The sequence below is a fragment of the Yersinia canariae genome (assembly GCF_009831415.1).
Lineage (GTDB): Bacteria > Pseudomonadota > Gammaproteobacteria > Enterobacterales > Enterobacteriaceae > Yersinia > Yersinia canariae.
This window is the reverse complement of the sequence record NZ_CP043727.1, coordinates 1,134,396-1,148,826: the sequence shown is the minus strand read 5'-3', so window position 1 is coordinate 1,148,826 and position 14,431 is coordinate 1,134,396. Positions and strand designations below refer to the sequence as shown.

Below are 14,431 nucleotides of genomic sequence, written 5' to 3'. Positions count from 1 at the left end.
TTATTGCTCCCCAGTTGGATTGAGTTTCTTCCTTTTTGCCTTAATTGCTTCAGTTAGCCGTGTTCGTGTTATCGGACTATTGTTCAAATCAGAATCCACGTAACCCGGTTGTGGCCGCTCTATGGTCAGTTCAGCCAGAATGGTCTCTTTTGCCATGTTTAAGGGATACAGGGTGGCGACGGCAGTGGCGGCAGTAATGAGTAGACCCAGCATACGCTCTGGTGATTCATTACCGTAAATCTCGTTAACGACCATTTTAATTTTTACCGCTCGCATGAGTTCTGGTGACAAGGTATTCAACGCAGCTATCATTTCCTCTTTAGCGTAAGCCATTAGAGCTTCCCGATGGGCATCTTTATAAGGTTTTGCTGACGCGCACAGTTCCAGCAGGACTTGACTCTTATCCAACTCCAACTCTTCAATCAGGTGCCCGAATTCCTGTGCCAGCTCCCGCTGTGAAATCCGGCGGATATGTTCGGTTTGCAGTTCCTCGGTCATTTCACCGCGCAGGCTGCGAAACAATTTTCTCCAAGTGCCGTCAGCCTGTTGACTCTGGTTTTCGGCGTCGCGCTGCTTTTGCTGACTGCGGGTAATGGAGGCAATAATTTCTTCGTAGGTTTTTTCATTTTTCAGGTGTTGCGCTTTTGCCGCTTTAAAACTTTCAAGGGCGGGTGTAACTGGGTGTGGGGTTGTTTGGCTCATCTAGTTATAACTCCGTCTCAGTCAAGGTGGAGTCATTTTGCAAGCTCTCACACAACGTCTCAATCAATGCTCGTTGTACCATTTCCCATACAACACATGCTCTATATCAGCCTAAACAAGGCCATAAAAATAATAGTTCTATCAAAACTGTTCACTACTCTTCACTTTAAGAAAAAAGTATTAATAATCAATAAATAAAAGGGTGAGCAGTTCATTTAAAACTATTCACCAAGTGTTCACTACTGTTCACTGGGTTAAAAAGAGCCTTTTCTCTGGCTAGCTTAAAAAGCAGGCAAAACCCTCACTATTGTGTTCAAGTACCCTCACTCTTTTTAGAGCATTTTAATATCAATCAATGCCTTTTAATTCTTTTTATCGCTAATGCCTCAGTATGAAAAAACACCCTTTTCACACATATACCCGAATACACCCACATACACCCGGAACGGCAAATACAGTCATTTTTACACGTATTCGTAGTGGTGAATCACACAACAATGGCTTGTTGCATCAGGTAAAAATATTCTCACAATAGGGGGCTACCCAACTGAATCCCAGCAAACCCGGCGGTATATGGCCGGACAATAACAAGGTAGCTTTACATGCTTGCAATGACACAACAGGCTTTATCCAATGCACCGCCCCCAATGGCAACACACTACCCGCGTGACCGCTTTATGCGTCTGCCGGAAGTGATTAACACCACCGCTTTATCCCGCTCGACTATCTATGAATTGATTAGCCGTGATCACTTCCCCGCACAGATTTCCCTCGGCGGTAAGAACGTCGCATGGCTGGCCTCTGAGATTGAGGGCTGGATGGCAGAGCGTATTGCTAACCGTCAGGGGGTATCAGCATGATCACCCTAAAAATCGGCGAGCAATTTTTCACTCTGAATGAGGGCGACGTGCAATACATCGCTGAGGCGTTTCAGATTGCACAGCAACAACCCGGCCTTGCTTTACCCAAGTACCGCAGCCAGCTAAACGGCGTGGTGCAAGTGATGTCGGGCAATACGCCGAGTACGCCAGCACAGGCCAATTTCTACTCCCGTGCTCCTACTCAGCCCAAGCCTGATATTCAGACTGATTGTTAAACCGATGACATTCATCCCGCAAAAAGGGCTTTTCTCTGGCTTGCATTTTTTGCAGGCCTTGCGTTATAGTCGCCGTGCTGTCGCAAAATCGGCAGCCGGGCGTAGGAACCCGTGTTTAACAAAGGCGACACAACACGCGCCAGGCGTGTTTTTTTATGTCGTGGCCTCGGCCTACCAGTTTTTTGCACAGTGGTTTCTACACCGCTGTCGCTATCAAGCAATGGTGGCTCAGGCGGGGCAGCCTTCGGGCTGGCCGGTTTCCTTTGTTGCCGGTATTCCTACCCCCGTCTGGGCTACCACCCATGAGTGTAGGAACTCCAGTGGTAGCTGTAACCAGCTAACAAAGGAGGCCATGATTATGGCTACGACCCTATCGTCACAATACCCGCAATTTATCTATCTGTTTGCTGCTGTTCGCCGTACAGAATTAACGGCGCGTCCCTGCATGCTGCGTACTACCGCCAGCAGTGAGAAGAATGCCCGCCTGTGTTTAACCCGTGACTACATCCTGTCGTTTGCTGGCCGTCTGCCACTGGGGGAAGTCGCATGAATACCCTTGCCGCCCGTTATGACTGTGATACACAGTACAGCATCCCTCACGCCGATTTCTTACGCCTCCAGCATGCACACAATGTCGGTGTGACATTCCTCGATATGCTGGAAACGCAAAGCAGCCTGTTGCACGGCATTACCCCACCGTCGCCTGAATCGTTCGCCTCAATGGTGGCGCTACTGACTGACCAACTCGGACAGGTAATGAACACCTGCGAATCACAAATCTTATCCCGCATGGAGGCACCTATCGCATGAATACCCTAAATCAATCCTGTTTGCCCGTTGAAGTCCGTACCGCTGTTTATCGCCGTGCGTTAGCCCATGCCTATCTGGATACCTGCGTGTCTCACGGGGTACGCCTTGGTTACTCGCTGGATGAATTGCAAATGGCGATTGCGATGGATATTGAGGGCTACTATGTGCGCCGGCATGGGCCAGAGGCCGGTATGGATATGGCCTGCACCATGCTCAGTGACATGGTACAGCCGGATATTCTGCTGGCTCCGCCGCGCCTGACGGTATTGGGGCAAAAAATGATGGATGAACTGTGCCAAGCGCAGATAACCACAACCAGTCAAACCACCCTGCACTGAGGAGAAACAGAGAATGACAACATTAATCGTTTCACACACCTCACATGCAGCCACCGGCCAGTGGCCGGTATTGCTGCCCGCGCTCGGTATTAACATCACCGCTGGCGGTCGGGCGCAGCCCTGCCCAATGTGTGGCGGTAAAGACCGTTTTCGCTTTGATAACCTGCAAGGGCGTGGCACATGGTTTTGTAACCAGTGCGGCGGCGGTGATGGCCTGAATCTGGTTGAAAAGGTGCTGGCGGTCACTCCCAAGGAAGCCGCCTGCAAAGTGGCCGAGGTGTTAGGGGAACCACTATCCCAGCCATTACCGGCACACAATGCCGGGCAGGAAGCGCAGGAGAAAGCGCAGGCACGGCAGCGGGCCGCAGAACAGGCCAGACAGTTACTGACTGTCGCCCAATCACTGGCCGAGAATGCCTATCTGACCGCCAAAGGCTGGCCGGAGTTGGAGACGCTGACATTACACGGTCAATCGTTGCATGTGGGCGGTATTACCTATCAACCCGGCGACCTGTTATTCCCCCTGACCGACAACACCGGTGAGGTAGTCAACATCCAGTTGATTAACGCCAACGGTGACAAGCGCACACTGGCCGGAGGACAGGTGAAAGCCGCCTGTCATTTCTTAGCCGGACAGGATAATACCGTTATCTGGCTGACCGAGGGCTATGCTACCGGCCTAACGGTGCATCACCTGACCGGGGAAAGTGTGTGTGTTGCGCTCAGTGCGAACAATCTGCCCGCGCTGGCGCAACAGTTGCGGACTCACTACCCGGATGCACTGCTATTGCTGGCCGCCGATAATGACGAGAACGGCACCGGCCAGACCCGCGCAACCGAGGCCGCCCAAATGAGCGGCGGTAAGCTGGCGTTGCCGCCGGTTGTCGGTGACTGGAACGACGTTTATCAGCAGCAAGGCAAACTGGCTACCCTGACCCAGTTACAGGCATTCAATCAGCCGCAACAGCCTAGCCCGTTCGATACGCTCAGTGATGCCGACCTGAAAGCCATGAGCGCCAGTGAAAAGGCCGAACTATTAGCAGAGCACTATCAACACTTGTTGGCCGTGCCACAGGTGGGTGAAGACCTGTGCCGTTATGAGAACGGGGCGTGGCAGGTGCTGCCGTATCGGGTACTCAGCCGGGAAATTGCCGCCTTGTTCCATAAAATCCGCGCCCCGTTCTCAGCATCCGGGATAAACAGCGTACTCGATACGCTCAAGCTGATGGTGCCACAAATGGGAACACCCGCTCGGCACTTGATAGGTTTTCGTAACGGGGTATTTGATACCACTACCGGCCAGTTCAGCGCACACCAGAAAACGCACTGGCTACGCACGGTAAACAGTGTCGATTACACCCCGCCCAAAGCCGGGGAAAATCTGTCTGACCATGCCCCGCACTTTTGGCGCTGGTTAACGCGGGCCGCCGGGCAACAACACGAGAAACAGGCGCGTATTCTCGCGGCGCTTTATATGGTGTTGGCGAACCGCTATGACTGGCAACTGTTCCTCGAAGTAACCGGGCCGGGCGGCAGTGGTAAAAGCGTGATGGCCTCCATTGCCAGCTTGCTGGCCGGTAAAGACAATACCACCTCAGCTACTATCGATACGCTGGAGTCATCGCGGGAACGTGCTTCTGTGGTGGGCTTCTCTCTGATTATCCTGCCAGACCAAGAGCGCTGGAGCGGTGACGGTGCGGGTATTAAAGCCATCACTGGCGGTGATGCTGTCGCCATAGACCCAAAATACCGTGATGCCTATTCCACTCATATTCCGGCGGTGATTCTGGCCGTCAATAATAACCCGATGCAGTTCAGTGACCGCAGCGGCGGCGTCTCCCGTCGCCGGGTTATCCTGCCGTTCCCGGAAGTTATCCCGGCCAATGAGCGCGATCCGCTATTACTGGCGAAAATTACCGGTGAGCTGGCGGTGATTGTGCGCCACCTGATGCAACGTTTTACCGTTCCCAATGAAGCACGTGTGTTACTCGAAGCACAGCAGAACTCGGATGAAGCACTGGAAATTAAACGCGGTGCTGACCCGCTGGTTGATTTTTGTGGTTATCTGCTGGCGGTTAATGCGCCCAATGGCCTGTATATGGGGAATGCTAATATTATCCCGGCCAACCCGCGTAAATACCTGTATCACGCTTACCTGTCATTTATGGAGGCGCGCGGCCATCAACGGCCAATGAGCCTGACCGCATTCGGGCGCGCTGTGCCACAGACCTTGAGCGAATATGAAATAGCCTTGTTGAAACGTAAGACCAATCAGGGGATGCAAACCAATCTGATATTAAGTGAAGACTGCGAAGCCGACTGGCTGCCTAAATGTGAGGCATATTGAATAAACAGCATCACGATCGTTTCTACCGATCAATATGCTGTTATTGATCTGCCTAACCCATTGGACGCTATCAGTTACGACGCTTATAGTTGCGTTGTACAAACCTCATACATCCAACACCGGGGAGCAATGTATCAGTGTGTACTCGGGCCTGCTTGCAGGCCTTTCTTTTATCCCCAATTCTGCCCCACAACTCTTGGCACCTCAAAACAATCACACCGGCCTAGGCCGGTGTTTTTGTATTCAATGGCCGACTGTTCACAGCAAGTGACTAGTTAGGATAAACTCGTCACTAACTCATCACCACTTAATCTATTGTATTTAAATGATTAAATTCAAAAGTGAACAGTGTGAACAGTTTTTCTATAAATCTTTTTTTTCGCAAACAGGCATGTAAAAGACCAATATCAAATCGCATTTCTTATTTGCTCGGAAATGACCAACAAAACCCATGACTTCAAGTAATTGGTATACGCTTAGGTATACGAAACAAAGTTGAATTCAATTTTTACCAATAAAAACAATAGATTGATTAATCTATTCAGCGTCCCCCAGCACCAAATTCTTGGTTGATGGTTACCAGAACCATCCAACGAAGTCCTAGAAGCCCTGCGGGCTTTTTTGTGACTTCAATTTGTCCCGCGAAATCTGAAGCCAACTAATTAAATCCAAACCTTTTAGGCACCTCGTAAAGCATTATTGTTTATGAGGTGCCTAAAATTTTGGAAACTCGGCAATGGCAAGGCAAACAAAACCTCTTGCCGTTAAGGGGATCGAATCAGCCAAACCAAAGGAAGCGGACTACTATAACGGTCAACTAAAACGGAGTATTTACACTTATTGTCATTTGTTATGACTTAATCATAAAGTGAAATACCCATAGCAATTATCCGTAAGCAATCTCATGACTTAATAATTTAACCGATAAGCGCATGAACTGAAATTCAACAATCGAGATACGATCCCAAACGGTAACCACGATCGGCAATAATTTGTTTTAAAATCGGGGAGGTTAGGACTTCCAGCTCAGTTAGTCGTTGGTAGCAATAACTGCTAGCCATCAGAATTTTGTCGATAAACGCTGGGTGGCACATCACCTCAACAGAATTAATCGCATTCTCGTCAGCGACGTCCAACAGTTGCAAAAATGACTGTTCCGTCAAATCTTTGCCATAAAAACCAGCATCAAACCATTCAGTGCTGCGGGGGTTGTTAAGCACAATCTTTTGCTGTTGCACCGCATGGCGATCAATACGTAATGGCAGTGACTTTTCGTGGGCAAAAGATTCAATCAGCGGATAAATCTGAGGCAACATATGGACATGGTGATGGCTATCAATATGCGTGGGGGGACGGCCAAAAACAGCGATAAATTTATCAAACTGCGCGACCAGCTCTTGGACAATTTCATCCAGATTTAATTCACCCGTTTCGGCCCGCTCCCATAGCCATTTACCCAGTTCTCCCTCTGCATCAACCAAAGACGGCATAGCCGTTAAAGGCCGGCCATAAGTTAGAACAAAGTGCATACCCACTGGCAACAATGGGTTCTGCGTGCTGAGTTCTGCGGCATGATAAATATCCGCGCAATTTATCATCGCTGTAGTTGATGAGACAATACCATGCCGAAATGCTTCAATGATCCCGTAACTTTGACCTTTGCATAGACCAAAATCATCTGCATTAACAATAAGTAACTTTTCCATTGAGCGTGCCTTGTGGGTCTATTCCGGTAGCAATTATCTGACCGGAGACTAATCGGATAAACCCTCTCTGACGCAATTGAATTTCTTACGATAATTTCCTGGCGTAAAAGAGGTCAATTTCTTGAAGTTTTTGATAAATAACGTGGTATCGCTGTATCCCGCTTCAAAGGCAATGTCCGAGACAAAATAATTCGTCACCTCAAGCTGCGTTTTGGCAAAATTGATTCTAATTTCATTAATAATTTGCATCGGTGTTTTCTGGTAATAACGCCGGGTTGCACGAGTCAGATACTCTTGAGTTTTGCCCGAAAGTTGAATCATATTCACCAGCGCTTTTTCACCAAACATCGATTTATCGTGCATTTTGTCGATGCTGGTTTTTAGCCATAGCGGAATATCGTCATTGACCTCAGTCTCTTTATAATGACTGATGCGGTTAGTGACATAAAAGGTCAGTAACTCGACCAATTCTGTCAACTCGTCTTCCCTAAAGTGCGGTGTAGAAATAGCTGATTCAATATAAGAAAGAAAATCACCTTTCAGGCGGTAGGCTTGCGAGGCAACAATAGGTCTGGAGAGCAGATGAAAATAATGCTCTTCAAAGAAAGACTTTCTGATCCCCACATTTAAAATTCGCGTGGCACCAAAGTCGTAAAAACTTTGATGATGGGAGCCCATGGGGATAAAAACGAAATCACCGCGTTCTAAAAAGACACGCTTGCCATTGATTTCCTGATAACACATACCGGTTAATATCAGTGTATATTCATAGTAATCGTGCTGATGTAAACCAGTCGCACTCTCCGTTTTGTTATAAATAAACAGATGGAATTCTTTTCCGTTAAAAAAGTCTTTTTCACGTACTAATCTGACTTCCATCTTATTTACCTTCACTCTCTTATTTAAAACAACGGATAGATTGGTGTGGATCAGCTGAGCTTTTGATGTAATTCAATCAGCTCTGCAATTAATTCTCGGGCTAACATTGCATTCATCAAATGATCCTGAGCATGTACCAATACTAGAGTGACACGGGTTTTCCCCTCACCTTGGTCAGTTTCAATAAGCCGAGTCTGTACCAGATGCGCCTCATTCAATGCTGCACGAGATTGCGCCATCAGCTCTTCTGCTTGGGCAAAATCACCTGTTTTGGCATGTTTCAACGCTTTATAGGCCAAACTCCGCGCCTGACCGGCGTTAATAATTAACCCCATGACCACATCTTCTAGTTCATCAGTAGGTTGCGCTTCATCAACGATTTTGTCTAAATCAAACATACTGTTGTTACTCCGTAAATTAATACTGTTAATTAAAGCCGTTTTGCCTTGCGACATCTGCAAACCAATAACCACTTTTCTTTATCATCCGCGACTGATCCACGATATTCAACCGTACTAATCCATAGCGGTTTTTATAAGCATTGAGCCAAGACCAGCAATCAATAAACGTCCACAGGTGGTAACCTTTGCAATTACTGCCCTCTTGTAACGCACGATGTAACCATTTTAAGTGCTCGCGAATAAACTCAATGCGATATTCATCATCAACCTGACCTGACGGGGTAATAAATTGCTCTTCCCCCTCAACACCCATGCCATTTTCAGAGATATAACATGGGATATTGCCATAATTCTGTTTCAGGTCTGTCAGGATGTCATACAGGCCTTTTTCATAAATTTCCCAGCCACGATGTGGGTTCACTTTCCGCCCTGGCATCTCATAGAAACTAAACAAGTCTTCCGGCGTTTTCACCTGCCCCCGAGGGGTTGGAATATCTTTCGCCTTAACTCTTCTTGGCTGGTAATAGTTAACCCCTAATAAATCGACAATGCCATTGGCAATAAGCTGGCAGTCACCAGATTCAATATGTGGTAACAAATCGTGCTCGCGCAGCAATGCTATCAACTCATCCGGATAAACACCTTTCGTGACAGGGTCAAGAAAGCTGCGGTTAAGTAGCAAATCTGCGCAGTTAGCGGCCGATTTGTCAGCAATACTGTCAGAGCGAGGATACGTCGGGGTGAGATTCAAAATGATGCCAATATCGCCGCCCAGCATTAGTTCTCGATATTTTTCAACGGCTTTGGCGTGCGCTAGTACACTATGGTAGGCCACGGTCACCGCGCGGCTAAAATCCACCACACAAGGATAATGTAAGTCACTCAGGTAGCCCGCTTCGACCGGCACAACTGGCTCGTTAAAGGTAAACCAGTGTTTTACCCGGTCACCAAACAGGGTAAAACAGATTTTGGCATAGCGAGCATAAGCATCCACTACCGCGCGGCTTTCCCACCCCCCTTTCTCTTGCATACACAGTGGCATATCAAAATGGTAGAGGTTGATAAACGGTGTGATGCCATTCGCTAATAAAGAATCAATTACCGCGTTATAAAAGGTGACGGCTTTAGGGTTAAGCTCACCGTCACCACTTGGAATCAGTCTCGACCATGAAATCGATGTCCTGAAAGTATTATGTCCTAATGCTTTTAACAGCAAAATGTCCTGCTGATAATTATCGTAAAAGGTGGAGGTGTTTTCCGGGCCAATTTGACCATGAAAACGTTCTGGAGCAATATCATACCAATAATCGAAAATATTTTGGCTCTTACCATCCTGCAATGACGCCCCTTCAGATTGGGTTGCAGAAGTGGCACTACCCCACCAAAAACTCTCGGGAAATTGATATTTCATTCCAGCCTCCAACCTCGTACGTTAAATGGGTTTTACAATTAGAATTTCAAGCTATCAGCTATTTCTTCTTCGCTTTGAACTTCACGATCTATTTCGTTTTGTGCTTTATTGGCAATAATCACAAACGGCAGATAAATCATTGTTGCAATGCCGAGGTTGAACAAACTTAATAGCATTGCAGCGATACTGCCGTTGGTGTTAAAGAAAGCCCCCAACCCGACAGGCATTGTCCACGGAGCAATATTGGTAATTGGCGGAATAAAACCGGTGTAATACGCAATGGAAGTGATGATGGCTAATACCGGTTGAACCAGAATAAACGGAATGAAGAACAGCGGGTTCATAATAACCGGTAAACCAAACAGAATCGGTTCGTTAATTTGGAAAATACTTGCCGGTGCCCCCAGTTTTGCCACCTGACGATAATCTTCACGGCGGGAACCAATAAAGATAGCAATAACCAGACCAAGTGTTGCCCCAGTGCCGCCGAGGAAGATATAAGAATCAACAAAAGGTTTAGCCCACATATGGAATTCTTTGCCAGCAGCCAATGCCGCAGCAACTGAGCCATATTGGGTATAAGTTGCCACGTTTTCCAACGCAAACGGCATCATAATGCCACTTTCCAGCGCAGATAATGCCATCGCGCCGTGTATCCCGAAGAACCACAGCAGTGAGGAACACATCACATACACCCAACCCACAACACTGCCCATTTTAGATAACGGAGCTGAAATGGTGTCCATAATGATCTGGTGGAAGTTGGTGCCATGCAACCCAAGGGCATAAGCAATCACGCCCATGAAAGAGAGGATGATAAAACCAGGAATCAATGCAGAGAAAGAACGAGAAACTGAAGTCGGCACACTATCAGGTAGACGGATAACCCAGTTGCGGCGCACGATGAAAGCGAACACCTCTGCAACCACCAAGCCGATGATAATACCGGAAATAATATTCGCGCCGCCCAACCAGTTAGCACCCACCGCATAAGCATCGCCCACACTGTATGGGGTCACGGTCATAAAGGCAGCAATCGCCAACAGTGCCGAAGCCAGAGGATCGACTCTTTTCTCTTCAGCCAAGGCCATACTGATAAAGAATGGCGTCATTAACGACATGATTCCAAGGGTACCGTTATAAACATTGCCACCTATTGCTTTAAAACCATTGAGCGTGGTGATGGTATCCGCATCCAAACGGATACCCATAGAGAAAAAGAATGACCCTTCACCAAAGCTTAAGAAAACGTTATTTATAAGGACAAACATGGCCCCTGTTAGGGTTAACGGCATCAAACGGATAAACCCATTTTTGATAGCATTAATATGTTGCTGTTTGCCAATTTTAATGGCGAAGGGCAATATGGCCCTTTCCAGTGAATTAATAAATGCGCTCACAGTGCTCCCCTTATTGTTTTGCTTTTTTTATTGCGGCAACAGCAGCTTTTAATACCCCTAAACCATCAACTTTTCCGTACAGAATTGAATCAATCACTTCGACGGGTTTGTTAGGGAACATTTTGGTGACCTCGGGCAACATGTAAGCAATCTGCGGCCCTAATAGGATCACATCTGCTTCAGTGCCATGCTGTGCTGCCAGCGCTTCCGGGTAAGCATTGATTATCACTGGCACTTCATACTTCTCTGCTTGCACTTTCATTTTGGAAACCAGTAACGATGTAGACATACCAGCAGAGCAAAATAGATAAATTTTTTTCTTTTCCATACCCAACACCTTTTGATGTTCAAAAGACACAAGTTATTCATATGCCAGTGCAATGGTGAATTCCCTTTATCTGAACTTTATCGTGCCCCTTGCCCAGCTCCATTGTTTCTGGTTGTCGGCAGTATACGGAGTTGACAGCCAATACAGTAATCCTAGCACAAGCATAATCGTCTCTAATTGACTTTCCACATTGATAGCCTTCACATTTCTTAGTTATTACAATGTGATGGTTATCGCAAAATGATTATTTTTTTGCTCGGCGAATTAAGTTTAATTCATTTGTATTTCAGGTGGTTAGTTTTTATTGAAGGATTTTGGAACAACAAGGGATAGCGATAAAATCTATTGAAACCTATAAAAAGATAAATTAGGGAATCTTATTGGTTTGATAATCGTTTCATCCAGACTTTCTCACTTTTAGCCTGAGTTCACCCCGTCAGCTTTATTCGTGAAGCGAAGTGCATAGCCACTATTCTCTTCTCCACACACGGTTTAGAGGCAAAAATAGCCGATTTCTACTTAATACTCTAAAGTTAACAGGTGTTTGCATATTTATGGAGTGGCTAATGACGTTATTAGGATATAAAACACCAACTTCTCGACTGCCTTTGCAGGTATTAAAATTCCTCATACTCAGTGTGTTTATCTCGACACCAGTGATAGCAGCCCCTCCCACCACAGTGACCGTCGCTGAACTGCAAGATGGGCTGGATCATCCCTGGTCCCTGGCATTTTTGCCGGAAAATGGAGGGATTTTAATCACTGAGCGTTCCGGGCAGTTACGATTATGGCAGCAAGGAAAAGCGCTATCAGAGCCCTTAAAAGGGGTGCCTGCGGTGTATGCCAAAGGGCAAGGTGGCTTACTTGAAGTGGCATTATCACCGAAGTTTGCTCAAGATAGGCGCATTTATCTCAGTTTTGCCGAAGAGGGAAAGGATGGGAAAGCCGGTACAGCAGTCGGCTATGGTCGCCTTAATCCGCAAGGAACTGCCATTGAAAACTTCACTGTCTTTTTCCGCCAACAACCCAAATTATCAACTGGCAACCATTTTGGCGGTAAATTAGCTTTTGATGAACAAAACCATCTCTTTATCACCCTAGGTGAAAATAATCAGCGCCTGACAGCTCAGGATTTGAGCTTGCATCAAGGTAAAGTTGTCCGTCTAACCCTCGACGGTAAGGTATCAAAAGATAATCCCTTTACTAATAAGTCACCGGCAAAACCAGAAATCTGGTCCTACGGCCATCGCAATCCGCAAGGGCTGGCACTTAACCCATGGAGTGGCGTGATGTGGTCTAATGAACATGGGCCGAAAGGTGGCGATGAAATAAATATCCCCGAGGCTGGAAAAAACTACGGCTGGCCATTAGCAACGCATGGCGTGAATTATTCTGGTTTGCCGATCCCTGAAGCCAAAGGTACGCATCTTGATGGGACTGAACAGCCCGCTTATTACTGGGAAAAATCGCCAGGTATCAGTGGGATGGCATTTTATAATGCCGCTCGATTCCCAGCCTGGCAACACTCACTATTCATTGGAGCATTAGCGCAAAAAGAGTTAATTCGCTTGCAACTGGATGGCGATAAAGTCATTGCCGAAGAGCGCCTGCTGGGTTCGCGCGGCGAACGAATCCGCGATGTGCGCATCGGACCTGACGGCTATGTTTATCTGTTGACGGACGAGAGCGATGGTAAGTTACTAAAAGTCGGCCTTGCGACTAATCCATAATTTCCCAATATATCTCCGACAAAAAGCCGGAAAATCTTCCGGCTTTTACATGATTACTGTCAGTGACGAGTTATAACAAATTAACGATCCGAAGAAGCCTGCCACAAATTGAGCTGCCCATCGGCAACATGCTGATCAATCGCACGTAATTCTTCTGCACTGAAGTTCAGATGACCCAAGGCGGCGCAGTTTTCCTCCAATTGCTCTGGGCGGCTAGCACCAATTAAAACCGATGTAACGCGATTATCTTTCAACAACCAACTTAATGCCATCTGCGCCAAAGACTGCCCACGTTGTTCAGCTAATTCATTCAACAATTTGATGCTGCGCAGATTTGCCTGTGACAGCATATTTTCTTTCAGCGATCCGCCTGCTTCTTTCTTCATTCGGGAATCATCCGGAATACCATTGAGATATTTTCCAGTTAATAATCCCTGTGCTAGAGGTGTAAAAGCGATACAGCCGACACCCTGTTTATCCAAAGTATCTAATAGGTTTGTCTGCTCAACCCAGCGGTTGAGAATATTATATGAGGGCTGATGGATAAGCAGAGGGACTTTCCATTCTTGCAATAACTCCGCCATTTTGGCAGTCCGCTCAGAAGAATAGGAGGAAATTCCGACATACAGAGCTTTACCGCTTTGTACTGCCTGCGCTAATGCTGATGCAGTTTCTTCCATCGGCGTATTTTCATCAACACGGTGGGAATAGAATATATCCACATAATCCAACCCCAGACGTTTTAAACTTTGATCTAAGCTGGCAAGCAGATATTTCCGCGAACTACCGGCACCATAAGGACCGGGCCACATGTTATAACCAGCTTTAGTCGAGATTATCAATTCATCACGATAAGGTTTGAAGTCGTCTTGCAACAACTTACCGAAATTTTGTTCTGCCGACCCCGGTGGTGGCCCGTAATTATTGGCTAAATCGAAATGGGTAATTCCCAGATCAAAAGCTTTACGCAGTAATGTACGTTGTGATTCTAATGTATTGTTAAAGCTAAAGTTATGCCAAAGTCCAAGTGACAGTGCCGGAAGCTGCAAGCCACTTTTTCCACAAAAGCGATATTGCATTTGGTTATATCGGGAAGGATCTGCGTTGTAAGGCATGATGGCTTCTATCTCCATTTATTGTATTTTTGAAACAGCATTCCTATTTTAACCCTATCTTCTACCACTGCAAGCACCCCGCCCTTTCTGCATCAAATCTTACTCTATAATTCATATATCCGAATGCTGCCATGGCTTATTTGTACTACAATTATTGCCACTCTAATG

15 protein-coding genes and 1 pseudogene are annotated in these 14,431 nt (G+C 46.7%); 8 read left to right on the top strand and 8 right to left on the bottom strand.

All coding sequences use genetic code 11. The features are described from left to right. Positions 1-702: an aldehyde dehydrogenase gene (locus tag F0T03_RS21660; RefSeq protein ID WP_246169928.1), complete on the bottom strand. Its 702-nt coding sequence runs from the start codon at positions 700-702 to the stop codon at positions 1-3. A gap of 602 nt (positions 703-1,304) precedes the next feature. Here F0T03_RS21660 and F0T03_RS05340 point away from each other — a divergent pair. The 7 genes and pseudogenes from F0T03_RS05340 to F0T03_RS05310 all read left to right on the top strand — a co-directional run. Next, positions 1,305-1,562 carry a helix-turn-helix transcriptional regulator gene (locus tag F0T03_RS05340; protein ID WP_057651282.1) on the top strand — a complete coding sequence of 86 codons (258 nt, stop codon included), beginning with the start codon at positions 1,305-1,307 and terminating at the stop codon, positions 1,560-1,562. Next, entirely contained in the window at positions 1,559-1,798 is a 240-nt protein-coding gene (locus F0T03_RS05335) for a hypothetical protein (protein ID WP_005172887.1), read from the top strand. The genes F0T03_RS05340 and F0T03_RS05335 overlap by 4 nt, the downstream gene beginning before the upstream one ends. A gap of 4 nt (positions 1,799-1,802) precedes the next feature. Continuing rightward, complete coding sequence (locus F0T03_RS05330) at positions 1,803-2,348, top strand: host cell division inhibitor Icd-like protein (protein ID WP_159677389.1); 546 nt, start codon at positions 1,803-1,805, stop codon at positions 2,346-2,348. Then, on the top strand, positions 2,345-2,608 hold the full coding sequence (locus tag F0T03_RS05325) for a hypothetical protein (protein WP_005172893.1): 264 nt from the start codon (positions 2,345-2,347) through the stop codon (positions 2,606-2,608). Before F0T03_RS05330 ends, F0T03_RS05325 begins: the two co-directional genes overlap by 4 nt. After that, the gene (locus F0T03_RS05320) at positions 2,605-2,946 is read left to right on the top strand and encodes a DUF5375 family protein (RefSeq protein ID WP_159677388.1); all 342 of its coding nucleotides are present in this window, start codon (positions 2,605-2,607) and stop codon (positions 2,944-2,946) included. The genes F0T03_RS05325 and F0T03_RS05320 overlap by 4 nt, the downstream gene beginning before the upstream one ends. Positions 2,947-2,959: 13 nt before the next feature. Next, on the top strand, positions 2,960-5,293 hold the full coding sequence (locus F0T03_RS05315) for a primase-helicase zinc-binding domain-containing protein (protein ID WP_159677387.1): 2,334 nt from the start codon (positions 2,960-2,962) through the stop codon (positions 5,291-5,293). 736 nt (positions 5,294-6,029) lie between these two features. Beyond that, a pseudogene (locus F0T03_RS05310) lies at positions 6,030-6,107 on the top strand (integrase arm-type DNA-binding domain-containing protein); the annotation flags it as partial. A 130-nt stretch (positions 6,108-6,237) separates the two neighbouring features. Here F0T03_RS05310 and chbG read toward each other — a convergent pair. Genes chbG through F0T03_RS05280 form a run of 6 tightly spaced genes read right to left on the bottom strand, consistent with a single transcriptional unit; the run spans position 6,238 to position 11,418 of the window. After that, positions 6,238-6,999: a chitin disaccharide deacetylase gene (gene chbG / locus F0T03_RS05305; RefSeq protein WP_159677386.1), complete on the bottom strand. Its 762-nt coding sequence runs from the start codon at positions 6,997-6,999 to the stop codon at positions 6,238-6,240. A gap of 48 nt (positions 7,000-7,047) precedes the next feature. Continuing rightward, positions 7,048-7,893, bottom strand: coding sequence for a transcriptional regulator ChbR (gene chbR, locus F0T03_RS05300; protein WP_281347277.1), 846 nt, complete (start codon positions 7,891-7,893; stop codon positions 7,048-7,050). Between the two features lie 35 nt (positions 7,894-7,928). Continuing rightward, a complete protein-coding gene (gene chbA / locus F0T03_RS05295; RefSeq protein ID WP_145555037.1) occupies positions 7,929-8,276 on the bottom strand; it encodes a PTS N,N'-diacetylchitobiose transporter subunit IIA in 348 nt (115 codons plus the stop codon). A 28-nt stretch (positions 8,277-8,304) separates the two neighbouring features. Continuing rightward, a complete protein-coding gene (locus tag F0T03_RS05290) occupies positions 8,305-9,690 on the bottom strand; it encodes a glycoside hydrolase family 1 protein (protein ID WP_159677384.1) in 1,386 nt (461 codons plus the stop codon). 38 nt (positions 9,691-9,728) lie between these two features. Then, positions 9,729-11,090, bottom strand: coding sequence for a PTS N,N'-diacetylchitobiose transporter subunit IIC (gene chbC, locus F0T03_RS05285; RefSeq protein WP_145555039.1), 1,362 nt, complete (start codon positions 11,088-11,090; stop codon positions 9,729-9,731). Between the two features lie 10 nt (positions 11,091-11,100). Then, the gene (locus tag F0T03_RS05280) at positions 11,101-11,418 is read right to left on the bottom strand and encodes a PTS sugar transporter subunit IIB (protein ID WP_050076468.1); all 318 of its coding nucleotides are present in this window, start codon (positions 11,416-11,418) and stop codon (positions 11,101-11,103) included. A gap of 566 nt (positions 11,419-11,984) precedes the next feature. Between F0T03_RS05280 and F0T03_RS05275 the strand changes: the two genes are divergently transcribed. Continuing rightward, on the top strand, positions 11,985-13,148 hold the full coding sequence (locus tag F0T03_RS05275) for a PQQ-dependent sugar dehydrogenase (protein WP_159677383.1): 1,164 nt from the start codon (positions 11,985-11,987) through the stop codon (positions 13,146-13,148). A gap of 80 nt (positions 13,149-13,228) precedes the next feature. On the opposite strand, the gene mgrA is transcribed toward F0T03_RS05275, so the two are convergent. Then, complete coding sequence (gene mgrA, locus F0T03_RS05270) at positions 13,229-14,263, bottom strand: L-glyceraldehyde 3-phosphate reductase (RefSeq protein ID WP_145555041.1); 1,035 nt, start codon at positions 14,261-14,263, stop codon at positions 13,229-13,231. Between the last annotated feature and the right edge of the window lie 168 nt (positions 14,264-14,431).